Source organism: Cohnella sp., from assembly GCF_041641335.1.
In the GTDB taxonomy this organism is placed as follows: domain Bacteria; phylum Bacillota; class Bacilli; order Paenibacillales; family Paenibacillaceae; genus Cohnella.
Map to the genome: position 1 here is coordinate 23405 of NZ_JBEPYQ010000024.1, position 25883 is coordinate 49287.

The 25883-nt window shown below is 57.7% G+C and carries 24 protein-coding genes; 8 read left to right on the forward strand and 16 right to left on the reverse strand.

Annotated features, from left to right (window positions below):
- Window positions 1–62: 62 nt before the first annotated feature.
- Window positions 63–440 (reverse strand): Asp23/Gls24 family envelope stress response protein, encoded by a 378-nt coding sequence (locus tag ACESLM_RS10105; RefSeq protein ID WP_094041523.1) that lies wholly within the window; start codon window positions 438–440, stop codon window positions 63–65.
- A 182-nt stretch (window positions 441–622) separates the two neighbouring features.
- On the opposite strand from ACESLM_RS10105, the gene cax reads away from it, so the two are divergent.
- Window positions 623–1684: a calcium/proton exchanger gene (cax, locus tag ACESLM_RS10110; RefSeq protein WP_372631448.1), complete on the forward strand. Its 1062-nt coding sequence runs from the start codon at window positions 623–625 to the stop codon at window positions 1682–1684.
- A 151-nt stretch (window positions 1685–1835) separates the two neighbouring features.
- Here cax and ACESLM_RS10115 read toward each other — a convergent pair whose 3' ends face one another.
- The 5 genes from ACESLM_RS10115 to ACESLM_RS10135 all read right to left on the reverse strand — a co-directional run bounded on the left by ACESLM_RS10115 (window position 1836) and on the right by ACESLM_RS10135 (window position 6752).
- Window positions 1836–2126 (reverse strand): Fpa/YlaN family protein, encoded by a 291-nt coding sequence (locus tag ACESLM_RS10115; protein ID WP_372631450.1) that lies wholly within the window; start codon window positions 2124–2126, stop codon window positions 1836–1838.
- A 307-nt stretch (window positions 2127–2433) separates the two neighbouring features.
- On the reverse strand, window positions 2434–2673 hold the full coding sequence (locus ACESLM_RS10120; protein WP_094041526.1) for an HPr family phosphocarrier protein: 240 nt from the start codon (window positions 2671–2673) through the stop codon (window positions 2434–2436).
- Window positions 2674–2754: 81 nt separating this feature from the next.
- Window positions 2755–3873, reverse strand: coding sequence for an aminopeptidase (locus ACESLM_RS10125; protein WP_372631451.1), 1119 nt, complete (start codon window positions 3871–3873; stop codon window positions 2755–2757).
- Window positions 3874–3924: 51 nt separating this feature from the next.
- Entirely contained in the window at window positions 3925–4626 is a 702-nt protein-coding gene (locus ACESLM_RS10130; protein ID WP_372631452.1) for a hypothetical protein, read from the reverse strand.
- 146 nt (window positions 4627–4772) lie between these two features.
- Complete coding sequence (locus tag ACESLM_RS10135) at window positions 4773–6752, reverse strand: sensor domain-containing diguanylate cyclase (RefSeq protein WP_372631453.1); 1980 nt, start codon at window positions 6750–6752, stop codon at window positions 4773–4775.
- A gap of 369 nt (window positions 6753–7121) precedes the next feature.
- Between ACESLM_RS10135 and rpsD the strand changes: the two genes are divergently transcribed.
- From rpsD to ACESLM_RS10155, 4 genes are all read left to right on the forward strand, one after another.
- Window positions 7122–7721 carry a 30S ribosomal protein S4 gene (rpsD, locus tag ACESLM_RS10140; protein ID WP_372631454.1) on the forward strand — a complete coding sequence of 200 codons (600 nt, stop codon included), beginning with the start codon at window positions 7122–7124 and terminating at the stop codon, window positions 7719–7721.
- Window positions 7722–7892: 171 nt separating this feature from the next.
- Window positions 7893–8117, forward strand: a complete 225-nt coding sequence (locus tag ACESLM_RS10145) for a DUF1450 domain-containing protein (protein WP_094041531.1) — start codon at window positions 7893–7895, stop codon at window positions 8115–8117.
- A 63-nt stretch (window positions 8118–8180) separates the two neighbouring features.
- Window positions 8181–8687, forward strand: a complete 507-nt coding sequence (locus ACESLM_RS10150) for a ferritin (RefSeq protein WP_094041532.1) — start codon at window positions 8181–8183, stop codon at window positions 8685–8687.
- 230 nt (window positions 8688–8917) lie between these two features.
- Window positions 8918–12043 (forward strand): transglycosylase domain-containing protein, encoded by a 3126-nt coding sequence (locus ACESLM_RS10155; protein WP_372631455.1) that lies wholly within the window; start codon window positions 8918–8920, stop codon window positions 12041–12043.
- 84 nt (window positions 12044–12127) lie between these two features.
- Here ACESLM_RS10155 and acsA read toward each other — a convergent pair whose 3' ends face one another.
- Window positions 12128–13852 (reverse strand): acetate--CoA ligase, encoded by a 1725-nt coding sequence (gene acsA / locus ACESLM_RS10160; protein WP_372631456.1) that lies wholly within the window; start codon window positions 13850–13852, stop codon window positions 12128–12130.
- Between the two features lie 244 nt (window positions 13853–14096).
- Here acsA and ACESLM_RS10165 point away from each other — a divergent pair, with 244 nt between their 5' ends.
- Together ACESLM_RS10165 and ACESLM_RS10170 are read left to right on the forward strand one after the other, a co-directional pair.
- Entirely contained in the window at window positions 14097–14729 is a 633-nt protein-coding gene (locus ACESLM_RS10165) for a GNAT family N-acetyltransferase (RefSeq protein ID WP_094041535.1), read from the forward strand.
- Between the two features lie 18 nt (window positions 14730–14747).
- Window positions 14748–15941 carry an acetoin utilization protein AcuC gene (locus ACESLM_RS10170; protein WP_372631493.1) on the forward strand — a complete coding sequence of 398 codons (1194 nt, stop codon included), beginning with the start codon at window positions 14748–14750 and terminating at the stop codon, window positions 15939–15941.
- A gap of 72 nt (window positions 15942–16013) precedes the next feature.
- On the opposite strand, the gene ACESLM_RS10175 is transcribed toward ACESLM_RS10170, so the two are convergent.
- From ACESLM_RS10175 to ACESLM_RS10195, 5 genes are all read right to left on the reverse strand, one after another.
- A complete protein-coding gene (locus ACESLM_RS10175; RefSeq protein WP_372631457.1) occupies window positions 16014–16715 on the reverse strand; it encodes a 5'-methylthioadenosine/adenosylhomocysteine nucleosidase in 702 nt (233 codons plus the stop codon).
- Between the two features lie 100 nt (window positions 16716–16815).
- Window positions 16816–17829, reverse strand: a complete 1014-nt coding sequence (ccpA, locus tag ACESLM_RS10180) for a catabolite control protein A (protein ID WP_372631458.1) — start codon at window positions 17827–17829, stop codon at window positions 16816–16818.
- A gap of 434 nt (window positions 17830–18263) precedes the next feature.
- A complete protein-coding gene (gene ytxJ / locus ACESLM_RS10185; protein ID WP_372631459.1) occupies window positions 18264–18623 on the reverse strand; it encodes a bacillithiol system redox-active protein YtxJ in 360 nt (119 codons plus the stop codon).
- 122 nt (window positions 18624–18745) lie between these two features.
- Window positions 18746–19156, reverse strand: coding sequence for a hypothetical protein (locus ACESLM_RS10190; RefSeq protein WP_372631460.1), 411 nt, complete (start codon window positions 19154–19156; stop codon window positions 18746–18748).
- 68 nt (window positions 19157–19224) lie between these two features.
- On the reverse strand, window positions 19225–19638 hold the full coding sequence (locus ACESLM_RS10195; RefSeq protein WP_372631461.1) for a VanZ family protein: 414 nt from the start codon (window positions 19636–19638) through the stop codon (window positions 19225–19227).
- Window positions 19639–19747: 109 nt separating this feature from the next.
- On the opposite strand from ACESLM_RS10195, the gene ACESLM_RS10200 reads away from it, so the two are divergent.
- Entirely contained in the window at window positions 19748–20269 is a 522-nt protein-coding gene (locus tag ACESLM_RS10200; RefSeq protein WP_372631462.1) for a type 1 glutamine amidotransferase domain-containing protein, read from the forward strand.
- A 108-nt stretch (window positions 20270–20377) separates the two neighbouring features.
- Here ACESLM_RS10200 and ptsP read toward each other — a convergent pair whose 3' ends face one another.
- The 4 genes from ptsP to aroA form a co-directional block, all read right to left on the reverse strand.
- Window positions 20378–22132: a phosphoenolpyruvate--protein phosphotransferase gene (ptsP, locus tag ACESLM_RS10205; protein ID WP_372631463.1), complete on the reverse strand. Its 1755-nt coding sequence runs from the start codon at window positions 22130–22132 to the stop codon at window positions 20378–20380.
- On the reverse strand, window positions 22129–24015 hold the full coding sequence (locus ACESLM_RS10210; protein WP_372631464.1) for a glucose PTS transporter subunit IIA: 1887 nt from the start codon (window positions 24013–24015) through the stop codon (window positions 22129–22131). Before ACESLM_RS10210 ends, ptsP begins: the two co-directional genes overlap by 4 nt.
- Before the next feature lie 82 nt (window positions 24016–24097).
- Entirely contained in the window at window positions 24098–24526 is a 429-nt protein-coding gene (locus tag ACESLM_RS10215; protein ID WP_094041545.1) for a CoA-binding protein, read from the reverse strand.
- 39 nt (window positions 24527–24565) lie between these two features.
- Window positions 24566–25858 (reverse strand): 3-phosphoshikimate 1-carboxyvinyltransferase, encoded by a 1293-nt coding sequence (aroA, locus tag ACESLM_RS10220; protein ID WP_372631466.1) that lies wholly within the window; start codon window positions 25856–25858, stop codon window positions 24566–24568.
- Between the last annotated feature and the right edge of the window lie 25 nt (window positions 25859–25883).

The following is a 25883-nucleotide window of genomic DNA, read 5'->3' on the forward strand; positions in this document are numbered from 1 at the left end:
CAAAGAGAGCCTTCCGCTTGGCAACTCGCGGGAGGCTCTCTTTTTCGTGTACACGGATGACTCTACTTCACCCGGTTAGGCTCTTCGGTCTCTTCATCCTTGAAGGCTACGCCCTCCACCTTGACATTGACTTCGACGACGTTCAAGCCCGTCATATTCTCGACGGCTTCCCTTACGTTCTCCTGAAGTCTCCGACCGACTTCCTGAATCGGAATACCGTACTGGACGACGATTCGCAAATCGATGGCCGCTTCGACCTGGCCGACTTCCACGGAGACGCCCTTCTGGGCGTTGCGTCCGCTGAGCCTCTTGGCCAACCCTTCCGATATGCCGCCCGACATCGCGGCGACTCCCGGCGTCTCCAGCGCCGCCAATCCGGCAATCGTGGCGACGACGTCGTCGGAAATCCGTATCATTCCTTGTTGAAGTTCATCCGTCATAGCGGCCCACTCTCCCCGACCTGTTATGCTTCCATTGTAATGGAAGACTACACCATAATCAACCGCAGCGGTTAACCGCCTCGCATTGTTCAAAACTCGCCGTTTACGAACATACAGGAATTGGGTATAGTAAGAAATGCCAAATCCGGATTTTTACATTCTGCCTTCGAGAAGGTGACCGCTTGTTAAAAAAATCGTTTTATCCTCTGCTCGTCGCTACGTTTCTCCTTAGCGCCCTCTCCCATTATCTGCATTGGGGGATGGAGCTCCAATTCGCCTTCGCCGGAATCGCGATTCTGTTCGCGGCCGGCCTGCTCGGCAAAGCGACCGAATCGGTCGCGCACTACGCGGGACAGCGGCTCGGCGGATTTCTGAACGCCACGTTCGGCAACGCAGCCGAGCTGATCATCGCCATCTTCCTGATCAAGGAAGGCCTGTTCGAGATCGTCAAGGCGAGCTTGACGGGCGCCATCATCGGCAACCTGCTGCTGGTGCTCGGCGTGAGCGCTCTGGCCGGCGGATTCAAGTTCAAGGAGCAGAAATTCAACGTCCACCTAGCCGGCCAGAACGCGTCGCTCATGCTGCTGAGCATCATCGCGCTGTTCATCCCCGCCATCTTCGTCAAGACCGAGCATATCTCCGTCGAGGATACGTTGAAAATGAGCGAGATCGTGGCCGCTTTCCTCATCGTGGCCTACATCGGCTGGCTTGTCTATTCGATGGTCACCCATAAGGATCTGCTGGCGGACAACGAGGATACGAAAGCCGATCACGGCGAAAGCGCCGGATGGTCCAAGTCGCTGTCCATCGTCCTGCTCGTCGTCGCTACCGTCATGGTCGCCTTCATCAGCGAATGGCTCGTGCATACGCTGGACGCGTTCTCCGCGCGCTTCGGCCTGTCGGAGCTGTTCATCGGCGCCTTCGTCGTGGCTATCGTCGGCAACGCGGCGGAGCACAGCGCGGCCGTCATGCTCGCGATGAAGAACAAGATGGGAGCCGCGGTCGAGATCGCGGTCGGAAGCAGTCTGCAGATCGCCCTCTTCGTCGCTCCGGTGCTCGTCTTCGTCAGCCTGCTGTTCGGCGGGGGCATGAACCTGATTTTCACGACGATCGAGCTCGCCGCCATCGGGGTGGCCGTCTTCATCGCAATCTCCATCTCGCGGGACGGATCAACGACCTGGTTCGAAGGCATGCTGCTGCTGTTCGTCTATGTCATTCTCGGAGTCGCGTTCTTCTTCGTCTGACGTTCTCTAGCTACGTGAGTACCGGAAGACCCGGCTGAGTTCAAGATTCGATGTCGATTCCGCTCCCTGGTTCCGCTTCGTGATCAAAATTGGACTTTTTGAACTACCTCTTTAAAGAAAAGAAGAGCAGCAACCCTGCCCTGTCAGGGTGCTACTCTTCTTTCTTTTCCAACGCTTCGTATAGCATCGCCAGATTGCGTTCCAGTTGGCTGATCAGCAGCTTGCCTGCATTCTCGTCGACCAATCCCGTTCGCACCGCGAAATCCACCGCCCGTGAGAAGCCGTACATCTGGGTGTCCAGAACTTCTTCGTATAACGGGCATTTACGAGTCGTTAGGTTTTCCATCTGGATAGCGATCAACTTCTCGATTTTATCGGCGTCTTCCTGAAGCAGCCTTAGCGCTTTCTCGTGAAGATCGATTAGGGTATCCGATGCTGCCATTCCCACTCCCCCTGTGCCCTTGCTTCCAATTGTAAGCCATTCTTCGCCAGAACGACGAACCGCCCCATGCCAATGTTTCTAGCTATCACTTTTATATTAGACCATAATGCCCGGAAGCACAAGGACAGGTGGCCGTATTCCCGAAACTTTCCGGTTCCAAGCAAAAAAGCCTTCGTCGTCCGTAGGACCGAGAATTCGTATTATCGGAGACGATTCAGCGAAAGAGAAATAAAAGAGCCGTCCCTCCACGGTACGATACCGCAAGGAACGGCTCCATCATGAACCAATCCCGAAAAACTGAAACGGATTATTCCACGACTTTGACGTTCAAACCGTGCTTGGAGAAAATATCTCCGAGTTCCTTCTTCGCTTCCTCGGCATCCGGACCGTGTACATGGAGCTCATAAGAAAGGTTGCCTACGAGCGTCGTGAACAATCCCAGAATGCTTTTCACGTCGATGTACTTGTTATCCGCTTGAAGAACGATGGAAGAACGGAACTTGTTTGCGGTTTGGGACAACTCTACAATAGCCGCATTGTTCGACATAGGATTCCCTCCTAAATTTAGGCGTAACAATCTCTCCCACATCATAACTTGTTCCCCCATTTTCACGCAAGGGGAAAAAAATCATGATTTCAAGAAATCGGGGTTAAGACCTTCCAATTCCGGGATGACGAACAGTCCGTCCTTGCGGATCAGCACGTCGTCGAAGTAGACTTCACCGCCGCCGTACTCGGGGCGTTGAATGAGAACGAGATCCCAATGAATGGATGAACGGTTGCCGTTGTCGGTCACCTCGTACGCCTGTCCCGGGGTGAAATGCAGGCTGCCCGCGATCTTCTCGTCGAACAGCGTATCCTTCATCGGATGAAGAATATACGGGTTAAAACCGAGGCTGAATTCGCCGATATGGCGCGCGCCGTCGTCGCTGTCCAGAATCGCGTTGATCCGGTCCGTGTCGTTGGCCGTCGCTTCGACGATTTTGCCGTTCTTGAACGTGAATTTGACATTCTCGAACGTAAATCCGTTATAGACGCTCGGCGTATTGTACGAGATCGTGCCGTTCACGGAATTGCGCACCGGACAGGAATACACTTCTCCGTCGGGGATGTTGCGCTCTCCGGAACACTTCTGGGCTCCGATGCCTTTGATCGAGAACGACAGATCCGTGCCCGGGCCGACGATGCGAACCTTGTCGGTGCGCGCCATCAGCTGCTGCAGCGGGTCCATGGCGCGGTCCATCTTGGCATAATCGAGATTGCAGACGTCGAAGTAGAAATCCTCGAACGCCTCGGTGCTCATATTGGCCGATTGCGCCATCGAGCCGTTCGGGTAGCGCAGGATGACCCACTTCGTCTTCTTCACCCGCTGCTCCATATGTACCGGATGGCGATGTATGCGATCGTACGCCTTCATGCGGTCCGCCGGCACGTCGGCCAGCTCGTTGGCGTTGTCGCCCGCGCGGATGCCGATATAAGCGTCCATTCGCTTCATCCGCTCCAGGTCGTATTCGGCCCAAGTTTCCAACTGCGCGTCGGTGGCGTTGAGAAGCAAGGCACGAAGAACGGAACGGTCCTCTATTTCGACGAACGGATTTCCCCCGAGCTTCGCCACTTCCTCGATCAGGCTCTTCAGCAATTCCCGTTCGGTGCCGATCATTTCGATAAGTACGTTTTCTCCCGGCTTGACTTTCACCGAGTAGCCGGCCAAGTTGGCGGCCAGCCGCCGGATTCGCGGATCTCTCATGATAGCTGCTCTCCTTCTGCTGTCGCTGTGTTCTTCTAACATTGTACCACCTTAGGCTTTGGCAAGGAAATTCGTTTCCGAAGTTCGCTTCTCGCGATACGTCTTCCCTTCCCACGCGTAAGTCAACTCCGTCCGCTCCGACATGCGGCCGGGAAACCAGCTTTTCGGATCGGCCGTCCAGATGACGACCGTATCGACCTTTAACGTATCGAGCGCGGCCTCCAGCTTGCGCTCGGCGGCTTCCAGCGCGCCGCGAGCCTCCTCCGCGGCATACAACCGCTTATCCGCCCGGACTTCCGCCATCTCCTCCCGCAAGATGTCCGCAATGCGCCGTTTCGCCGCTTCCTCGTTCAGCCGGATGCGAATGCGCACGGGCTCGCCCGGCGTCGGAGGATTCGCGTAGGAGATCGACGCGTTGCGGCGGTTCAACGCTTCGAGCAGGCTCAGCGGCTTGTATCCCGGACCGAACTCCCGAGACGCGTCCATGCCCGGCTCCGTCCAGTTCAGCTTCAGATTGCCGTGACGGCTGACCTCTCCTTCGAACGCCGCCCTCGTCTCCATCTTTCCCCCAGGATTGTACAGGGCCAGCTCGCCCGCAAACCCGTAGCTGTCGCTGCCGGACAACGCCGAAGCCGACAAAGCGAAAGCTTGATCCGCAGGCAGGCTCCCGACCCGACCCATGCAGCCGGTCAACATCAGCAGCAGCCACCCCGCTCCGCAGATCGCCGCGCCAAACCGAATTGCCCCTTTCATTCCGATCCCCCCTTTCGCTTCGTATCGTTTCCCCATTTGCCTCGTCTATGCACCCGATCCCGAACATGACCCAAACGCACTCAGGCGGCGCCGGGATCATCTCCCGGCGCCGCCTGAGCTTCTCTGTCATTCCGTTAAGTTCCAGCTTATCCGACGACGATGCAGTTGCGCCCGTGGTGCTTCGCTTCGTACAACGCCATGTCCGCCTTATAGAACAGTGCCTCGACGCTGATCTTGTCATCTTGCAACCGCCATTCCGAAATGCCGCACGACACGGTCACCTGCGGGTTCGTCTCCGTCTCGACCCGCTGCCGAATTCTCTCCGCTACCCGCTCGGTCTGCTCCAGACTAAGCAACGGCAAATAGATCGCGAGCTCTTCTCCGCCCCATCGGGCCGCGATATCGCTGTCCCGAATCGACGTGCGAATGATCTGGCTGACCTGGATGAGAATGTCGTCGCCAACCTGGTGGCCGTAGGTGTCGTTGATTTTCTTGAAATGGTCGATATCGACGACAATCAGCGATCCGGAGCTGTCCCGAAGCTGCTTGCGGCCGATTCGTTCGTTCAAGTAGTGGCGTGCGTACAGACCGGTCAGGTTGTCGGTAATGACCATCCTGCGCACTTCGGCATGCAGGGTAGCGTTCGAGATGGCCAAGCCCAGATGCGCCGACAGCACCTGCAGCAGCTTGTAGTTGTCGTAGGAGAAATGGTTCGGCTCCCGCTTGGCGATCATGACGGCGCCGATCACTTCCCCGTTGAGCAGGAGCGGCGAAGCGAGCAAGGAACGGGAAAGCGTCACGTCCATTAGCTTAGAAGCGACAGGGGTCGCCGAACAGTAGTCGGACAAAATGATCGGTTCCTTCGTCGACCACATGACGCCGCAGAAGCCGTATTCCTTCGAATACGCGTCTCCGATCATCTCCGCCACGTTAGAGGACATCACCATGAATTGCTGCAGCGCCTTGTCGAACTGAAGGATGCAGCAAAAATCGGATTTGAATATCGCCATCAGCTCGGCGGAAGCGAACTGCATCGTCTCCGACAGCTTCAGGCTGCTGTTCAGCCTATGCGTGAGCTCGTTGATCAGGCGCAGTTCCCCGACGAGGACGTTGGCCTGCTCGTGAAGCTTGGCCTTCTCGAACGCGGCGCCCGCTGCCCCCGCCAGCATCGTGAGGAAGCTGATATCCGCTTCGTCGAATTGGCTCTCCGGCATAACCAGCCGGAGCACGCCGTACACGCCCTGCTTCCCGGACAGCGGCAGCGCGATGCGATGCCGCCCGGCTGACAGCTCTTCCCGGATTTTCCCGTCCAGGAACGCCGCCTTGCACAGATCCATGTCGTTCAGGTGAAAGGCGAGCGGACGAACCTTCTCATTGGGGCTCGTATAATCCTGCGACAGAAACAGGTCCGCCTTGCAGATCGGATAGAGCTGTTCAAGACTGTCCAGCACTTCGGACAGCACGTTCTCGACGTCGATATGGTCGTTCAGCCGCCTCATGACGCCGAACAGGATGTTCCTGCGGGCTTCTTCCTTCTTGGACAGCTTGCGTTCCCTCAACAAGCCGCCGACAAACAAATTCTCGAAGTCCCGATAGATGCAGCTTCTTATATGAAGCGCCGCGGCCTGAAGGAGCTTCAGGTCGCCCGCCTGCGCTGCGCCCGCGGGAAGCAGGCAAGCGACGACCGCGCACGGAAAGCCGGTCGTTCTCGTGAAGATCGGCACGGCGATCGAATCGTATTCTTTCAGCTTGGCGACGCGGTGCTCTTCCGCCCGCATCAGCGTCGGCCGGCAAGTGTCCAGCGCCCTGCTGGCGGCCGTAGGACCTATTGCCTCCTCGCTCCAGGAAGGGAGGTCGGCTTCCGACTCTTCCGGAACCCGGTTCGCAACGACGTTCGTTCCGTCCGGATGGAGCAGCGCCATCGGCCCTCCGAGCCAAGGAAATCCTTCCACTTCCTCCAACCACTCCGCGAAGCCGCTCGCCAGCAAATCGTGGATATACGGCAAGTCCGCTTCGGTTAGCTCCTGCTTCTGCAACCAATGCGGCAGTTGCCGACGGGTGCGGGATGGATTCTCCGTATTGTCTTGCGTTTCGTGATGCTGCTGCATTTTCCGCTTTAGGACCATACCCGACACCTCCATCCCCCGATGTCTCTTTCTTTTTACTATACAATGAAACCGTGATTTTTGCACTAGCTTCATAGAAGTCCATAGTCTTCCGGCTTATTTTTTAAGCGCTTTCTCTCCTGTTCCGCTTCGCCGTTCCGGTGCTGCAACCCGTTGAACGAAACGAATGGTTCTTGACAATTCCCCTCAACTTCTTATAATATATCTTGTTGAATACTGGGCTTAGATCTTGTGGCACCCTCTCGGACGATCCACCAGCGGGCAGCGGCTGAACTCCCTGCTGGAACCGGACATTCCGGTTAAGGAAAATCCGCGCAACGAAACCCATTTTCAAAACCATTTTATTTTGAAAAAGGAGTTTTCACACACATGGCAAGATATACAGGTCCTAAGTTCAAGCTAAGTCGCCGCCTGGGCATTTCCCTGAGCGGATCGGGCAAGGAATTGAAGCGCGCATTCCCTCCGGGACAACACGGCGCCAACCAACGCCGCAAAATCAGCGGATACGGCATGCAACTGCAAGAGAAACAAAAGCTTCGTCACATGTACGGCCTGAACGAGAAGCAATTCCGCAACTTGTTCGACCGCGCTTCGAAACAACAAGGTATCGCCGGCGACAACTTCTTGATCCTGTTGGAAAGCCGTCTCGACAATCTCGTCTACCGTCTCGGCTTGGCTAACTCCCGCTACGGTTCCCGTCAATTGGTCTCCCACGGCCACGTGACGGTCAACGGCAAGAAAGTCGACATCGCTTCCTACACGGTGCAAGTCGGCGACGTGATCGGCCTTCGTGAGCGTAGCCGCTCCCTGAAGTCGATCAAAGAAGCTCTGGAAGGACGTCACCACATTCCTGGCTACGTAGACTTCAACGCCAACGCAATGGAAGGCAAGTACACTCGTCTTCCGGACCGCGGCGAGCTGTCCCAAGAAATCGACGTCAAACAAATCGTCGAATTCTATAGCCGTTAATCGTCTTTTCAAGCCTCGGCGCCCCTCGTCTTCCTTATTCAAGGAAGCGAGGGGCGTTTTTTATTGTCCGCGGACGAGGTCTCGATTTTTCTCATTGACAATGATAATGAGAATTAATATCATTTGTATGGAGAATCGATACGTCGAAGAAGAAAGCCGGTGCGTGCCCCCATGAAAAAAATCAAATTTTGCTGCCGGAACTTCAAGCACGGTTCCAAGTCCGTGTACAAAACGCTAAAAGCCGAGTACCCAGATCTCAAGCGCAAGAAAAAAGATTGCCTGGGCGTCTGCAAGCTGTGCACGAAGCAATGCATGGCTCTGATCGGCAAAACCGAGGTCGTCGTCGCCCCTTCCCCCGAAGCGTTGTACGAGAAATTGAAGCAGCGGATAGGATGACTCGACGCTTTATGGTACAATTCGGGTAGAAACTGCCAGATTCCATAAGGAGTGAGTCGCGAGATGATCAACGAAACTTTAAGCAAAGCCCTCAACGACCAACTGAACTACGAGCTGTATTCCTCGCACGTGTATTTGGCGATCGCGGCATACTGCTCCGGCGAGAGCCTGGACGGCTTCGCCAACTTCTTCACCGTGCAGGCGGAAGAAGAGAAATTCCATGCGATGAAAATCTACAAATACTTAAACGACCGCGGCATTCGCGTCACGCTGTCCGGCATGGACACGCCAAACAACGAATATTCGTCTGTACTCGACGCTTACGAGCATGCCTACGAGCACGAGCAGGAAGTGACCCGGCGCATCTATCATCTGTCCGATCTGGCCCTGAACGACCGCGAGCATGCGACGATCCAGTTCCTCAAATGGTTCATCGACGAACAGGTCGAAGAGGAATCGATGTTCGACACGATCATCAACAAGCTTAAGCGAATCGACAAGGACAGCAACGCCTTCTTCATGATGGATGCCGAGTTCGCCGCCCGCACGTTCACTCCCCCGGCTCTGTAAGCCGCGCAAACGCGATAAGGATCGCCCGCTGTCATCCTCGGATGACGGGGCGATCTTTTTTTGTCTGTCGAAAACACAACCTCCGCCCGATTGCTGCGTATAACCGTTACGGTGCGGAATCGCAAGGCTCCCGGAGCAAGCGCGTTCCGCCGGAGCGACTTCCAAGGAAGCCAAACTATGGTTATGTATGCTATAATAGTTCTGTTTGTTGAAGGAGGCTTTCTAAAATTATGACGACTACTAAACAACCCCCTTCGGAGCCGGAACGCAAGGGCGAAGGCTTCAAGACGGCGGGGAAAATCGCGGGATTCACCGTGCTCTGGCTGATCTTGTTCGGGATTCTGGCCGGACTCGTCGGCGCCGGAGCGGTAGCGGGCTTCGTCGCTTCCCTCGTTCATGAAGAACCGATTCGCGATCGTGCCTTCATAGAAGAAAAGATCAACGAAAACGCGATTACCGGATTCGTCTATTTCAACGACGGAACCCCAATCGGACAGCTCCGCTCGGAGGAGGACCGCAGGCCGGTCACCTACGATCAGATTCCGCAAATCATCGTCGACGCGGTCATCGCCATCGAAGACAAAAACTTCTTCACGCACCCCGGCGTCGACACGAACGGTCTGTTCCGCGCCGTGAAGCAGCAGCTGCTGAACGAGAGCGTACAGACCGGCGGAAGCACGATCACCCAGCAGCTCGCCCGGCGCGTCTTCCTGAACCTGGACCAGACGTCCAGCCGCAAAGCCAAGGAGATCTTCCTGTCGCTTCGCCTGGAACGTTATTTGAGCAAAGAGGAAATTTTGACGGCCTACTTGAACAAGGTGCCTTACGGCAACGGCTCCAGCGGCTATCAAGTGTTCGGCATTAAAGCGGCGTCCAAAGGCATCTTCGGCATCGACAAGCTGGACCAGCTGAACATCGCCCAAGCAGCCTATCTCGCGGGCGTGCCGCAGCTCCCTTCCCTCTATTCCGCTTTTAACGGCAAGGGAGAGTTCAACGAGAAGAACTTCAAGCGAGCGGTCACGCGCCAGAAGCTCGTCCTCAGCCGCATGCTCGAGGAGAACAAGATCACGAAGGCGCAATACGACGAGGCGCTCGCTTTCGACTTGTACAAGTCGCTCGCGAAGCCTACGGAGAAAGCGTACAATACTTATCCTTACTTGATGCTCGAAGCCGAGCGGCAAGCCGCCGAGCTTCTCGTCATGAAGCAGAACCCGGATCTGACCCGCGAAGACTTGAAGAAGAAGGAAAATTCCTCTCTGGTCGAAGAAGCCCGCGCGCAGTTGCTGCGAGGCGGATACAAAGTGAAGACGACCATCGACAAGAAAATTTACAATTTGATGCACGATATCGCGGAAAACCCGGAAAACTTCGCGAAGGATCATCCGGTGAAAGGCGTGGAACAGATCGCCGCCGTCCTGATGGACCATAAGACGGGAGCGATTCTGGGCATGATCGAAGGACGCGACTTCCACATCGAGCAGATGAACTTCGCGACCCAGATGGTCCGGCAGCCCGGTTCCGCGATGAAGCCGATCGCCGCTTACCTGCCCGCGATCGACAAAGGGCTTATTCAGCCCGGCAGCGTCCTGGACGATTCTCCTATCATCCTGAAAAACGGCGGCGGAGGCTACCATATCCCGAAAAACTCCAACAACCGTTATTCGGGTCTTGTCACCGCGCGCCAAGCATTAAACAGCTCTTATAACATACCTGCGCTGAAAATATTCCTGGACAAAGTCGGCATCAAGGATTCCTGGGAATTCGTACGTTCCCTCGGCATCACGACGCTCGTCAAGGAAGACGACGAAGCCCAAACGGGCGTTATCGGCGGCTTGAAGTACGGAACGTCCGTCGAGGAACTGACGAACGCTTACGCCGCGATCGCGAACAAGGGCGTGTTCAACGACGCTTACTTGATCGAGAGTATCCGCGACGCGAACAACCAGATCGTGTACAAACATGAATTGAATCCGCAGCGGATCGTCTCGGAGCAATCCGCCTACTTGATGACGGATATGCTGCGTACGGTCGTCACGAACGGCACGGCGACTTCCCTGATGTCGCAATACAAAAATTACAAGAACATCCCGATCGTCGGCAAAACCGGCACAACGCAAAACTACAGCGACGTCTGGTTCGAAGGCTTCACGCCGGACATCACGCTCGGAGTTTGGGCCGGATACGAAAAGGTCATTCATACGCTCTCCTCGGACAGCCACGGGCGAGCGCGCACGATCTGGGCCAAGATCATGAACGAAGTAACCGAGGCGAAGCCGGAGCTGTTCCCGACCAAGACGTTCGAGAAACCGGACGACATCGTCTCGATGACGGTATCCAGCGTAAGCGGCAAGCTGCCTACGGACTTGACCAAGCAAGCGGGCAAACTGGTCACCGACATTTTCAACCGCAAGTTTATTCCGACCGAGTCCGACGACGCTCTGGTCAAGGTCAAGTATATTTCCTACAACGGGGTCAATTATTTGCCTCAGAGCGGCACGCCCGAGGATCTGCTGCGGGAATCCGTCATGGTCGTCCGGGAATCGCCGCTCGACAAGTTGATCGAGGAGCTGCAGGCGAAGCTGGGTCAAGTCGCGGCCCAAAGCCGCAAGCCTCTCGCGTATTACTTGCCCAAAGACGCGGGCCAAAGCGCGCCTTCCAAGATCGACCCGAGAGTCGAGGACGGGGCCGTACCGAGTGCACCGCGCAACGTGGCGGTCGAGACGCTCAACAACATAGCGAGAATAACGTTTAGCGCGCCTCCGCAAGCGGACGTCGCCGGCTATCGTCTGTACCGCTCCATTAACGGAAGCCCGTTCCAGAAGGTCGAAGCTTCCTTGCCGGTCGGAGAAGACTTGAAGTTCGTCAACTACATCAGCGCCCGCCAATCGTACAGCTACTACGTGACGGCCGTGGACGTCGCAGGCAACGAATCGGTTGCGAGCGAGATCATCTCGACGGACGGCGGCATCATCGTCGATCCTACGCTGCCCGGCCAGACGGACCCGGGAACCGGCAACGGCGACGGCGGCGACAATCCGGATACCGGGGTTCCTCCGGAAATTCCGAGCGGCGGCAACAGCAACGCTCCGTCCTCGCCTAGCGGTCTGAACGCTCGCGGCACGGATATCGGCGTCGTCCTGACCTGGAACGCGAATCCTTCGGAAGAAGGCGTAACCCAGTATCAAGTCTGGTACAGCGGCTCAGAGAACGACAAATACAAGCTGCTGGGCACAACCGAATCGACTTCCTTCGAGTATATCGCCCCCGCTTCCGCGGGCTGGTACAGAATTACGGCGATCAGCCCTTCCGGGGAATCGTCGCCTACTTCCGCCGTCGAAGTCAGATCGGGCGGATAGGGGATTTAAGAATAAAAGGGACGAAGCAGATTGGATTCTGCTTCGTCCCTTTTTTGTCGCCGTAAGACGGCGGCGCAACTTCGATTAATCCTCGATCGTGGACAAGTCGCCCGTCGGCAAGTTCAGCTCCCAGGCTTTCAGCACGCGGCGCATGATTTTGCCGCTGCGCGTCTTCGGAAGTTTGTCCTTGAACTCGATCTCGCGCGGCGAAGCGTGAGCCGACAAGCCTTCCTTGACGAACTTCGCGATGTCCGCCTTCAACTCGTCGGACGGCTCGAAGCCTTCGCGCAGCGAGATGAACGCCTTGATGATCTCGCCGCGAAGCGGATCGGGCTTGCCGATAACGCCGGCTTCCGCGACGGCAGGATGCTCGACCAGCTTGCTCTCGACCTCGAACGGCCCTACCCGCTCTCCGGACGTATTGATGACGTCGTCGATTCTTCCTTGGAACCAGAAGTAGCCTTCTTCATCCTTGTAGGCGGAATCTCCGGAGACGTACCACCCCGGAATATGGAAGTACTCCTGGTACTTCGTCGGGTTGTTCCAGATTGTGCGCATCATCGACGGCCAAGGCGTCTTGATCGCCAGATTGCCCATCCGGAACGGCGGAAGCTCATTGCCTTGATCGTCGATGATGGACGCCTGCACGCCCGGAATCGGGCGTCCCATCGAGCCCGGCTTGATCTCCATGCTCGGATAGTTGCAGATCAATTGTCCGCCGGTTTCCGTCATCCACCACGTATCGTGGATGCGCTGGCCGTACACGCGGTTGCCCCAGCGCACGACTTCCGGGTTCAGCGGCTCGCCAACGCTCAGCACGTGGCGAAGGCTGGACAGGTCGAACGATTTGACCGCGTCGTCGCCGGCCCCCATCAGCATCCGGAACGCGGTAGGCGCGCTGTACCAGACGGTTACTTTATATTTTTCGATCGTGGCGTACCAGTCCTGCGGACTGAAACGTCCGCCGCGCACGACGTTCGTTACGCCGTTAAGCCAGGGAGCGAAAATGCCGTAAGACGTTCCCGTTACCCAGCCGGGATCGGCCGTACACCAGTATACGTCGTCTTCGCGCAAATCAAGCACGATGCGGCCGGTATGGTAGTGCTGAACCATCGCGTTCTGGACGTGGAATACGCCTTTGGGCTTGCCCGTAGAACCGGAAGTATAATGAAGAATGAGGCCGTCTTCCCGCTCCAGGAAGGTCACCTCGGCTTCTTCCGAAGCTCCGGCCATCGCCTTGGAGAAGTCGATGAGGCCGTCTCCTTCTTCCACAGAATCTCCGTATACGAGAACGTGCTTCAGTTCGGGCAATTCCGCCCTGGGCACGCGAGAAAGCAATGCGGGAGTCGTGATCAGCGCGACGGCGCCGCTGTCCTGCAGACGATCCCTGACGGCGGTTTCCATAAACGCTTCGAACAACGGGCCTACGACGGCGCCGACTTTGATCGTCCCAAGCAAGCTGAAGTACAGCTCCGGCGTCCGGGGCATAAAAATAAAGACGCGGTCGCCCTTGCCCACTCCCAACCCGCGAAGCACATTGGCGAAACGGTTGGACTGCTTGGACAGATCCGCGAAAGTATAGCTCTCTTCGCGATGGTTGTCGCTGTAGTGAAGCGCGACTTTGTCGCCGCGGCCTTCCGCCAGATGCCGGTCGATCGCCTCATGCGCCATGTTCACCTTGCCGGTGGTCGACCACGTAAAACGCTGCTCGACATCCGCCCAGTTAAAGCTGTTTACCGCCTCTTCGTAAGATGCCATGTTGGACACCTTCGCCGTAACGGCTAATTTTTCGTCCGATTGCAATGTCACACTCCATCACCTTCCCATTGAAATGCGGGTACCCGTTATGCCGTATGCGCTTTCATGAACTCGAGGTTACCCCTCTACCAAAGACATTATACCACAGTGCATCCGAGCTCTGCATAGTAGGCAAGGACAAAATCTCCCATTGCAGGGGCAATATTCAGTTACAGGGTCGCTTCTAAGCCCGTTGCATGCCGCTAATGTGCTATAATATACGGAGCATAAACACGGTTAACAAGGGGGGAACGGCATGGAGCACATTAAAAAATACGTCCGTCATACGATTGAACGGCACGGCCGATCCCTAATCGTGGAAGGACCTATAGCGCCCGAAGAACTTCAGAAGCTGACGATGCATCCGAAGCTTGACGCTTTCCGCAGACCCGCCGAGCAGCACGTCGCGTTGGTTGAAATCGCGGAGCTGCCTGAAGGCCGGATTATCGCGGCGCGGGACGGAGACGTCATCGTCGGCTACGTCACCTTCCACTATCCCGACGAAATGGAACGTTGGTCGGAAGGCGGCATGGAAGATCTCGTCGAGCTCGGGGCGATCGAGGTCGCCGACGACTATCGCAATTACGGGCTCGGCAAAGCGTTGATATCCGCCGCGTTCGAGGACGGTCAACTGGACAATATGATCGTCTTCACGACCGAATATTATTGGCACTGGGATCTGGAATCGAGCGGGCTGAACGTCTGGGAGTACCGGGAGATGATGGAACGGCTGATGAAATCGGTCGGCATGGTCTGGTTCGCCACGGACGATCCGGAGATTTGCGCGCATCCCGCGAACTGTCTCATGGTCCGCATCGGCAAAGACGTCCCTCTGTCCTCCGCCGAGCAATTCGACCGCGTTCGGTTCAGACAACGTTTTATGTATTAGAAAGGCAGGCGACCTTATCTGGCTTCCAATACGATATGGATTGACAATCAAGCATCCGGGCATTATCGCTTTTCCGACGATCATCCCTTTCACCCGGTCAGGCTGGCGCTGACGGAAAATCTGCTGAGGGAATGCGGTGCGCTGGACGACAGGCAATCCCTCCCTCCCTTCTCCGTCGCGGAAGCCGAGAAGAGAGTACGGGACATTCATAGACCCGACTACATCGAAGTCGTGCAGGCGCTGAGCGTTGCCGAACCCGATATGAAAGCGCTTAGCTTGGCGGACCGTTACGGACTGGAGGCGGACGGAGACACGCCGTACTTCCCCGACATGCATCAGGCGGCGATCGAACTGGCGGCAGGCTCCATGGCCGCAGCGGACGCGGTCATGTCGGGTAAAGCGACGCGGGCGATGCATCTGGCCGGCGGGCTGCATCATGCTTTCCAGGAGCGGGCTTCGGGCTTCTGCGTCTATAACGACGCGGCCGCGGCGATCGCCCATGTGCGCGAGAAATATTCGGCCCGCGTCCTCTACATCGATACGGACGTTCATCACGGAGACGGGGTTCAATGGTTTTTTTACACCGATCCGGACGTATTCACGCTGTCGATTCACGAGACGGGCAAATTCCTGTTTCCCGGGAGCGGCTTTCCGCACGAGAGAGGCGACTCTTCCGGCTACGGAGCTTGCTTAAACGTCTCCATGGAGCCTTACACCGAAGACGATTCCTGGCTGGAATGCTTCGGCAAGGCGATCGAGAGCGCAGCCCGCGCGTTCCGTCCGGATCTCATCGTCAGCCAGCACGGCTGCGACGCGCACGCGTTCGATCCGCTCGCCCATATTCATTGCAGCATGCGCATTTATCGGGAGATGCCGAAAATGATTCGCAGGCTCGCAGACCGTTATACGGACGGGAGATGGGTCGCCCTCGGAGGCGGAGGGTACGATCACTGGAGAGTCGTGCCGCGGGCTTGGAGCCTGCTGTGGATGGAGATGAACGATCATCCTTTGCTCGCTTCCATCGACGCCCAAGCGGACGGCGGTTTGCTGCCGAAGGGCTGGCCCGGCGTGCCCTTGGATCGCATGCCTGACTATCCGCTTCCGTCCACCTGGCTGGACGACTTGGAGAGTTGGACGCCGATGCCGCGGAGAGCCGAAATCACCGACAAAAACCTCAAAAATCTCGAAATCGCGCTACAGCACATCGGGTAAAAAAAGGCCGCGCCGCAGATCTCCGGGACAATCCGGGACAACTGCGGCGCAGCTCTGTTTACATCGATTGACTCAAAGCGCCTCGACCATTTTCTCGATGATTGCGTAAGAGCGATTGGACGCTTCCACAGTGAACTCGGCGAAGTTCACGTGCGCCGATCCGTCGGCTTTGTCGGACATCGAGCGGATGATGACGTGAGGAATGCCGTTCATGAAGCACACCTGCGCGACCGAAGCCCCTTCCATTTCCGTACAAGCCCCTTCGAACTGCTCATGCAGCGTCTTCACAACCTCGCGATCGGCAATGAACTGATCTCCGGACAAAATCTTGCCGACCTTGCAGCGCCCCGGATACAAGGCGCGTCCGGCCTCTTCGGCCAATGCGACGAGCTTCTCGTCGGCTTTGTACTCCGATATGTCCTGATACGGAATCGTTCCCCGCGGAAAGCCGAGCGCGGTAACGTCGACATCGTGCTGAAGGCTGCTGGAGGAGATGACGATATCCCCGATGTTCAGGTTCGGATCGACCGCGCCGGCCACCCCGGTAAACAGAACCGCATCGGCTCCGAACTTGTCGATCAAGATCTGCGTGCATACCGCCGCATTCACTTTGCCGACGCCCGAACGGGTCAGTACGACCTTCTTCCCGCGAAAAACGCCGCGATAGTACGATATGCCCGCATGGGTTTCCGTTTGCTTGTTGTCCATTTGCGCAAGCAGAAGCTCAATCTCCTCCTGCATCGCTCCGATAATGCCGATCGTTCCGAACGTCATCCCAAATCCGTCCTTCCTTACTAGTCGATTAAGTTAGGTCCCCACAAAAGAGGCCCTGCTTCGGCGAACTCGCCGAGCAGGGCTTCCGTTATTGCAAATGTCAGTTGCCTTTCGGTCCGGCAACGGAACGGCGCGAGATTAATTCATGCGGTAACGTTACCGTAGCATTGTCCACGGTTTCTTTCTTCATCAGCTTCGTCAACAGTCTCATCGAGACCGCTCCGATATCGTACATCGGCTGGGCGACCGTCGTCAGAAGCGGGCGCACCATCGACGAAATCCGGCTGTTGTCCACGCTGATCACGGATACGTCTTCGGGAACGTTAAATCCGGCGTCCTGAATGCAATGAACGGCTCCGATCGCCATCTCGTCCGTCGCGGAGAACACCGCCGTCGGGCGATCCGGCAAATCGAGGAAATACTGCATCGCCTCGATGCCCGATTCGTACTTGTAGTTGCCGACGCGCACGTAATCTTCGCGATGGGGCAAGCCGGCTTCCTCCAACGCGCGCTTGTAGCCTTGGTAACGAGCGTATCCGTTCGCCGGATCCTGCAGCGTGCCGCTGATCATCGCGATCGACCGGTGTCCTTCTCCGATCAGCTTCGTCACCGCGTCGAATGCGGCCGCTTCATGATCGATGTCGACGGAAGGAATCGCTCCCCTCTCGTCCTTCGTTCCGCACAGCACGATCGGCACGTTCGACGTCTTGAACGCCTGAATATGCTCGTCCGTAACCGCGCCGCCCATGAACAGCAAGCCGTCGACCTGCTTCTCGAGCAGCGTGTTGATGACGCGGATTTCTTTGTCTTTGCGCTTGTCCGCATTGCAAAGAATGATATTGTAGTGATACATGTTGGCAATATCTTCGATGCCTCTGGCGACTTCCGCGAAATTCGCGTTCGCGATGTCGGGGATGACGACGCCGACCGTCGTCGTCTTCTTGCTCGCCAAACCGCGCGCGACCGCGTTCGGCCGATAGCCGAGTCTCTCTATCGCCTCGTAAACTTTTTTGCGCGTCTGAGGCTTGACGTTAGGATTATTGTTGACGACGCGGGATACCGTCGCCATCGACACGCCTGCTTCCCGTGCCACGTCGTAAATAGTTACCGTCACAATGATTCGCTCCAATGTTCATGACCGCAAACCGGAGGTTTGTCCCATCATGGATTATTAAGGTAATGATACGACAAAACCGCATGTTTAGCAATCAAACCTATATAATGTAGTTCAAAAAGTCCAATTTTGATCACGAAGGGGCTCGGAGAAGCGGGTTCGGCGTCGAATCTTGCATTCAGCCGGGCCTTCCGGTACTCACGTAGCTTCCACTACGTTCCGTTCCTCAGTCCCTAAGCTTCATACAACCTTCTCGGTGCTGAAAACCGGACTTTTTGAACCTTCATTTGAACGGTAGTTCAAAAAGTCCAATTTTGATCACGAAGGGGCTCGGAGAAGCGGGTTCGGCGTCGAATCTTGCATTCAGCCGGGCCTTCCGGTACTCACGTAGCTTCCACTACGTTCCGTTCCTCAGTCCCGGTCTTCATCCAACCTTAAGAGCCGTTAGCCGAAGCGCCGAACTTTTCGGACAGGAAGTCGTAAGTAATATGCCAGTGGGAAGTGTTCCATACCGCCTCCCCGTCCTTCACCAGAATGACCTGGGGGGAAGCGTGCTTGACGCCGAGCCGCTCCGCGATCTCGTTGCTGACCGGGCGGTCCTCGATGACATGGACGATCGCGTAATCCACTTTTTCCGAACGATCGTTATCGATATAACGAACCGTCTCTTCGCGGGCTCCGGCGCTGATCGGGCAGCTTGTGCTGTGCTTGAATACGAGCAGCGGCTTGCCCGAAGACCCTTCCAGCACGGCGTTCCATTGCTCTAGAGACGTAAGCTGTTGCAGATTGGCCATTAGGTAGTTCCCTCCTTGAAAATCGTTACGAATATCGTAGCAGAAAATGGGTTGGCGCGCAAAATACCCTCTCCGAAATACAAGAGGGGTTGTCCCTTCCGGGACAGCCCCTCTCATCTGCGCTATGAAACGTATTGGGCACTTAATTGGCTCAGACGCGTATGTATTTCGTTCTTCCAGCGTTCGTCGTCCAGCGATGAAGCGATAAGCAGCAGATCGAGCAGTTGATCGATTCTCTCCTCGGTCGCCCTCGCGATCGCCGCCGCTTGCAGCGATTCGGAAACGTGCAGCGCCTGCGACAGAACGCCGGCCCATTCGTGAACCTGATCGAACGGGATACTGCCTGGGTCGGGTCTGGCGCCAAGCTGGCCGACCAGCTTGCCGACATCCTCCTTCACGCCCGGAAACACGTCGTTCCTACCGCATCCCGGACAATTGTACACCGGGACGTTGATGATATTGACTTTTCTCGCGAAAATGACGGTACGGAGACCCAGGCTCATTTCTTCTCCGCATGAGCAACGTTTAAGCAACGGCATTCTCTCCTTAATTACAAAGAGCTATCCGTAACCTATTCGCTCACCGGCGCTTTTTCTCCTGCTCATGAAGCGGTGTAATTTCTGGAACGGCGCCTATTAAATAGTCGGTAGATCAGCAGCACGAGCAGGCTCGCCGCCGCGGCTCCCATGCCGTCGTGAAGCAGGTCGAGCGGATCCGGGCTGCGCATCGGCACGAACGATTGGTGCCATTCGTCCGTCAGTCCGTACACGACGCAAACGGCGATATTAAGCAGACAGCCTCTCCATGTCGCCGATCGCGCGCCCATCCCGTACGCGATCGTCAAGGCCAGGATGAAATAGGCGACGTAGTGCATCGGATTAAAATCGGATAAAAAAGGCAGCCAGCGCTGAACCCACGGCAGCACGCTGTCGAGCTGGTCGCCGCTTCGCGACGAGGATATGAATATGGCGATCATGCAGAGCAGCGCCGGTATGTATCTCCATTTTCCCTTCATGGGATCACTCCTCTCTCTCTTGCCTGGTCGCGAACGTGAAGGAAGGGCCAAGTTCTGGTACAATGGAGGTCTGATCCCTATCGTTCTATCGAAATGGAGGTGGCCTGCCTTGGCCTCGACCAAAAGAGTCGTATGTTTGCTGGATGACGAATTCGAAGATTTGGAGCTTTGGTATCCCGTCTACCGCGCGCGCGAAGAAGGCGCGGAAGTGCTGTACGCCGGACCGGAGCAAGGCCGCAAGCACATCGGCAAGTACGGTGTTCCCGCCGTGGCCGACATCTCGTACGACGGGCTGGACGCCGACAAATTCGACGGCTTGCTCGTTCCCGGAGGCTGGGCCCCGGACAAAATCCGCAGAGACCCCCGCGTGCTCGAGTTCGTGCGCCGGATGGACGCCGCCGGCAAGCCGATCGGCCAAATCTGCCATGCGGGATGGGTGCTCGTCTCCGCCAAAATCTTAAACGGCAGGACGGTAACCTCGACGCCCGGCATTCGCGACGACATGGAAAACGCCGGAGCGACATGGGTGGACGAGGCTGTCGTCGTCGACCGCAATCTCGTCTCCGCCCGCAGACCGCCCGATCTTCCGCCGTACGCGAAGGCGTTCTGCGACCTGCTGTTCGGCCGCTAACGCTGGCAGCTTATCGCGCCGCATTTGGCCCTCGCCCGCCCGGCTGCCGCTTCTGGCGCTCGGAGCGGGCTTTTTAGCGCGCACGAATGCGGCGGCCGGCCGTTCACGTTACACAAGCGGGTTGGCGCTGCCCGGGGCGAGCGCGGCTTCTGCGTGGAACTGGCGGGCGAGCTCGCGCGCTTCCTTCGACGTCCTGCAGCGGAACAGACCGTCGAGCAGCCTGCGGCTGTCGGAGGCTTTGGAGCGCAGCAGGCGCTCCTTCACCGGCAGAATCGCCTGCGCGGAGAGGCTCAGCTCGTCGATGCCAAGAGCGAGCCAGATCGGCAGCGCGTTCACGTCGCCGGCGATCTCCCCGCAAATATTGACGGGGATTCCCTTCGCCTTGGCGGCTTGCGCGACCGAGCGGATCATCCGCAAAATCGCCGGGTGGAACGGTTCGTACATGTGGCTGATCTGCTCGTTCATCCGGTCGACCGCCAGCGTGAACTGGATCAGGTCGTTCGTGCCGATGCTGAAGAACGACGCCTCCTCGGCCAAAATATCGGCGATCGCCACGGCGGCCGGAACTTCGACCATGATGCCAGCCTTGATATCGGAGCGGAACGGAACGCCTTCGGCTTCCAGTTCGCGCTTAGCTTCGGCCAGCACCTCGTTCGCTTCGCGCACCTCTTCGACGGACGTGATCAGCGGATACATGATCTGCACGTCGCCGTAGTTCGACGCCCGGAGAATGGCGCGAAGCTGGATTTTGAACAAATCTTTGCGCTTGAGGCTGAAGCGGATCGCCCGGAAGCCGAGGAACGGATTCTCCTCCTCGGGCATTTCGTAGTAGTCCAGCTGCTTGTCTCCGCCGATGTCGAGCGTGCGGACGACCAGCGTCTCGCCTTTCAGCTTCTGTACGGCGGTCCGATACACCTCGAACTGCTCCTCTTCTGAAGGAAAATGAGATCTGTCCATGTACAGGAACTCCGTCCGGAACAAGCCCACGCCCTGCGCGCCGTTGCCCAGCGCCGCTTCCAGCTCCTTCAGAGAGCTGATGTTCGCCGCCAGCGTGATCGACAGGCCGTCCATCGTCACCGAAGGCACTTCGGCCAGCTTGAGCAGCTGCTCCTTCTGCGCGATCAGCCGCCGGCGCATCTCCGTGTAGCGGGCAACCATTTCCGGCGTCGGATCGACCTGAAGCATGCCCGTCTCGCCGTCGAGAATCAGCAGATCTCCCGTGCCGATCGGCTGCTCCAGCTTGCCTTCCGCGCCCATTACCATCGGAATGCCGAACGCCCGCGCCATGATCGCCGAATGCGACGTCGGGCTGCCGACCATCGTCACGATGCCGAGCACGAGCTCCGGCTTCAGATGAACGAGCTGCGAAGGCGACAGCTCCCGCACGACGAGTACGAAGGGCTGGGTATCCTCAGGCAGCGAAATCTCCGGCGCGCCGAGCAAATGCTTCAGGAGCCGGTTGCCCACGTCCTTGATGTCCAGCGCTCTCTCTTTCATATACTCGTCGTCCAGAAGGTCGAACATCGTGACGAAGTGATCGATCGCTTCCTTGACGGCGACTTCGGCCACCTTATACTGCCGCTGGATGATGCCCTGAATTTCGTTCATGAACACCGGATCTTCCAGAATCGCGAGATGGGCGTCGAAGATGCTCGCCTCCTCGGAGCCGACCGCCTCGTCCAGCTCCGTCTTCATCTGGCTGATCTCCGTCTTCGAACGGCGAATCCCCTCGTACAGCCGGTCGAACTCCTTGGCCAGATCGCCTACGTCGATCTTCTGATCCGGCAGCTCCCACTCCCAATGCGGAAGCACGAAGGCTTTGCCGATCGCGATCCCCTGCGACGCCCCCAATGCCTGTATCATTTCTCCGCCCCCTTGTTCTCTCTCTCGTGCACGACAACCGACATGACTGCGGCCTGACCCTTTTTAACCGCTTTATACGGAGCGAACCTCCAGGACTTGACCTTGTCGCTATTCGTAATGACCATCGGAGTCTCCAGCGATTTGGCGTGCTGCTTCAGCGTCGGAATATGGAACTTCAGCAGCGGCTGGCCCGGAGACACTTCGTCTCCCATCTTGACGAGCGCCGTGAAGCCTTTGCCTTCCAACTGGGAGGTGTTGATGCCGACGTGCAGCAGCACTTCCAGGCCGTCCTTCGTCACGAGACCGATCGCATGGAGCGAAGGGTGGATGTGGATGATCTTGCCTTGCACCGGAGCGACCAGTTCTCCCTTGTCCGGGACGAACGCGACGCCCCGGCCGACGAGCCGTCCGGAGAAGATCGGATCGTCGACCTCCTCGAGCGGAATCATCCTCCCCTGCACCGGGGAATGGAACTGGATCTGCTGCACGTCGGTCTGCATGATCTTGTGGATTTCTTCCCGGATCAGTTCGGAGAACGTGCCGAATACGACTTGCACGTGGCCACCGCCAAGGCGAATGACGCCCGCCGCCCCGAGGTGGCGCAGCGACTGCACGTCGACTTTGCGGTCGTCCTCCAAAGTCAGCCTCAACCGGGTGATGCAGGCTTCGAGCCGAACCATGTTCTCCTTGCCGCCGAGCGCTTGCAGAATAAGCGGGGCCCGGTAAGGGATGTCCCCCGCCCAATCGTCCAGCCGGGTCGAATCCTCGCGACCCGGAGTGGCGAGCTGGAAGCGGCGGATGCTCCACCGGAACAGCACGTAATACAGCAATCCCGTAGCCGCCCCGATCGGCAGCAGCAGCCAGCCTCTCTGGGCAAGCGGCAGGTTGACCAAGTATTCGAGCACTCCGGCGGAGAACGCGAAGCCGTGATGGATGTCGAGCTCGTAGACGAGCCACATGATCCCGCCCGACAACACCGCGTGAATGAGGAACAAGTACGGCGCGACGAACAGAAAGGCGAATTCGACCGGCTCCGTAATGCCCGTCAGGAACGAGCCGAGCGCGGCCGCGCGAAACTGCTTGCTCGTCTTCGGCTTCAAGTCCTCGCGCGCCTCGTGAATGATCGCGAAGGCGACGGCGGGCAAGGCGAACATCATCGTCGGATATAGTCCGGCCATGAAGATGCCCGCGGTAGTGTCCCCGGCGAAGAAGCGCGGCAGATCGCCGAAGTAGACCGCTCCGTCCGCCCCTTGATATTCCCCGACCTGAAACCAGAACAGATGATTCAAAATATGGTGCAGTCCGAAGGCGACGAGAATGCGGTGCAGAAACCCGTACAGGAACACACCGAAGCCGCCTGCGGAATAGACGAGCGTTCCCGCCGAAGCCGCCCAGCTCTGCAGCCCTTCTCCGAGACCGATCATCAACCAGGCGAACGCGAGCGACACGGCGCTCATGAACAACGGAACGAACCGCGAGCCTCCAAGGAACTGCAAATACTCGGGCAGCCGGAAAGACTTGAAGCGGTCGTGCGCCCAAGCGGACAAAATGCCGATGACCGCTCCGGCGAACATCGATGGCTGAACGCCGTTCGGATCGTAGGTGTGGGCCACGACATGAAAAATAAACATCCCGACGAGCGCCCCCATGCCCGCCGTCGCGGACTGGTTGGACATCCCGAGCGCGATGCCGATGGCAAACACGTAGGGAACGTATTCAAAAATCGCCATGCCCGCGGCGTGCAGCATCTCGGGCACTTGCTCCCATCCAAACGAATCCCACGGCAGCCGCGCCAGCATCAGAAAGATGGCCGCGGCCGGCAGCACCGTCATCGGCAGCATCATCGCCCGGCCCAGCCTTTGCAGGTAACCGATTCCGTACATGCGTCTCCTCCTCCCCGCAACGATCTCGCGGCGCCGCCGTCAGCCAGGACGACGGCGCCGCGGAAGGGAACGGGCTATCTGCTTAAGCCTTACCGTTCGGCAGCAGGATGGAATCTTCCACTTTAATGCAGCGATCCATGATCACGTTAAGCCCGCCTTCGGCGGCGAGCGCTCCCGCTTCCTCGTTCAGAATGCCGAGCTGCAGCCACAGCGTCTTGGCGCCGATCTCGACGGCTTCCCGGGCGATCGGAGGCGTATGCTCCGGACGGCGGAATACGTTGACGATGTCTACCGGCTCCGGAATGTCCTTCAACGAAGCGTACACTTTCTCTCCGAGAATCGTCTCCGCGTTCGGATTGACCGGAATGATGCGATAGCCTTTGCGCTGCATCGCTTCGGACACCATATGCGACGTCTTCGACGGGTCGTCGGACAGACCGACGACGGCGATCGTGGCGGATTGCTCCAAAATTCGTTTAATCTCTTCGCGGGACGGGTGAACGTAAGCCATCCTTCAAGCCTCCCTTATTTTAGAAACGGGCGAACCCGGTTAGTCTGTCCATTCGACCTGGGCGCCAAGCGACTTCAGATGGTCGAAATAGATCGGATACGATTTGGCGACGTGGTGCGCGTCCTTGATGCGAATCGGCTTGGCCGAACGAAGGCCGACGATCGTCAGCGCCATAATGACGCGGTGATCGTAGTGGGCGTCGATCTCCACGCCCCCTTCCACGCCTTCCGGACGGCCGTGGACGATAATCTCGTCCCGCTTCTCCTCGACGTTCGCGCCCGCCTTGCGGAGCTCCGTCAAGTAGTCGGTAATGCGGTCGCATTCCTTGTAGCGCAAGTTCTCCACGTTATAGAAACGGGAAGTGCCTTCCGCGAACACGGCTGCGGCGACCATCGCCAGCACGCCGTCGGTGAACTCGTCCCCGTCGAATTCGCCCGCCGTCAGCTTGCCGTTGCCCTTGACGTGCACGATGCCGTTCTCATGCGTAAGCGGAACGTTCATCGCCTTCAGCACGTCGACGACGGCTCGCTCGCCCTGCTTGCTGTCTTCCTTCAGCCGGTGAACGACGACGTCCGATTCGGTGACGGCCGCGGCGGCCAGAAGGGCCGCCGAACCCGGGTAGTCGCCCTGGACGACGTACGTCTGGGCTTTATATTTCTGCTTGCCGGGAATCCGGTAGCGCATCAGATCTTCGGACGCCTCGATAACGATGCCCGCTTGCTCCAGCACCTCCAGCGTCTGGCCGACGACGACTTTCGATTTCAGGTCGTGCAGCACTTCGATTTCGCTGTCCTCGTCCAGAAGCGGCGTCAAGAACAGCAGGGAGCTGAGAAACTGGGAGCTGACGTTGCCCGATACCTGGATTTTGCCGCCGCAGGGCTGACCGCCGCGAATCGTCATCGGCAGCCTCCCGTTCTGATGCTCGATCCGAACGCCCATGCTCTCCAGCGCGACGATCAAGTCGTCGTGCGGACGCTTGCCTAGGGAAGCCGGGTACGAATTGACGAAATGCACTTCGGGGAGCAAAGCCGCCACGGACATAATGAAACGAAGCACGGCGCCTGCGTTGCCTACGTCCAGTTCCTTCGTCGGACGAGGGTTGCGGCCGAAGCCGGTAATGACGATCTTCTCGTCGTCTTCCTCAACGACCGCGCCGAGGTCGCGGATGCAGCGCCGCATCGCTTCGCCGTCTTCGCTGTGCGCAGGGTACAGAATCGTGCTCGTTCCTTCCGCCAGCGCGGAGACGAGCAGATAGCGGGTCGTATAATTTTTCGAGGACAGCGCTTGAATCTCGCCGTTCAGTTTGCCAGTCGGAGTTACAATCATATCCATGTTCGTTATACACGCTCCTTGGAAG

Bases quoted from the DNA above. Each gene is read 5' to 3' on its own strand.
- ACESLM_RS10125 (WP_372631451.1), bottom strand. From the start codon at position 3,873: ATGAGAGATCCGCGAATCCGGCGGCTGGCCGCCAACTTGGCCGGCTAC.
- ACESLM_RS10175 (WP_372631457.1), bottom strand. From the start codon at position 16,715: ATGACGTTCGGAACGATCGGCATTATCGGAGCGATGCAGGAGGAGATT.
- ytxJ (WP_372631459.1), bottom strand. From the start codon at position 18,623: ATGGCCAATCTGCAACAGCTTACGTCTCTAGAGCAATGGAACGCCGTG.
- ACESLM_RS10145 (WP_094041531.1), top strand. From the start codon at position 7,893: ATGAAAAAAATCAAATTTTGCTGCCGGAACTTCAAGCACGGTTCCAAG.
- ptsP (WP_372631463.1), bottom strand. From the start codon at position 22,132: ATGATACAGGCATTGGGGGCGTCGCAGGGGATCGCGATCGGCAAAGCC.
- ACESLM_RS10210 (WP_372631464.1), bottom strand. From the start codon at position 24,015: ATGTACGGAATCGGTTACCTGCAAAGGCTGGGCCGGGCGATGATGCTG.
- ACESLM_RS10165 (WP_094041535.1), top strand. From the start codon at position 14,097: ATGGAGCACATTAAAAAATACGTCCGTCATACGATTGAACGGCACGGC.
- aroA (WP_372631466.1), bottom strand. From the start codon at position 25,858: ATGGATATGATTGTAACTCCGACTGGCAAACTGAACGGCGAGATTCAA.
- ACESLM_RS10130 (WP_372631452.1), bottom strand. From the start codon at position 4,626: ATGAAAGGGGCAATTCGGTTTGGCGCGGCGATCTGCGGAGCGGGGTGG.
- ACESLM_RS10105 (WP_094041523.1), bottom strand. From the start codon at position 440: ATGACGGATGAACTTCAACAAGGAATGATACGGATTTCCGACGACGTC.
- ACESLM_RS10155 (WP_372631455.1), top strand. From the start codon at position 8,918: ATGACGACTACTAAACAACCCCCTTCGGAGCCGGAACGCAAGGGCGAA.
- ACESLM_RS10120 (WP_094041526.1), bottom strand. From the start codon at position 2,673: ATGTCGAACAATGCGGCTATTGTAGAGTTGTCCCAAACCGCAAACAAG.
- ACESLM_RS10135 (WP_372631453.1), bottom strand. From the start codon at position 6,752: ATGGTCCTAAAGCGGAAAATGCAGCAGCATCACGAAACGCAAGACAAT.
- rpsD (WP_372631454.1), top strand. From the start codon at position 7,122: ATGGCAAGATATACAGGTCCTAAGTTCAAGCTAAGTCGCCGCCTGGGC.
- ACESLM_RS10215 (WP_094041545.1), bottom strand. From the start codon at position 24,526: ATGGCTTACGTTCACCCGTCCCGCGAAGAGATTAAACGAATTTTGGAG.
- ACESLM_RS10150 (WP_094041532.1), top strand. From the start codon at position 8,181: ATGATCAACGAAACTTTAAGCAAAGCCCTCAACGACCAACTGAACTAC.
- ACESLM_RS10195 (WP_372631461.1), bottom strand. From the start codon at position 19,638: ATGAAGGGAAAATGGAGATACATACCGGCGCTGCTCTGCATGATCGCC.
- ACESLM_RS10115 (WP_372631450.1), bottom strand. From the start codon at position 2,126: ATGGCAGCATCGGATACCCTAATCGATCTTCACGAGAAAGCGCTAAGG.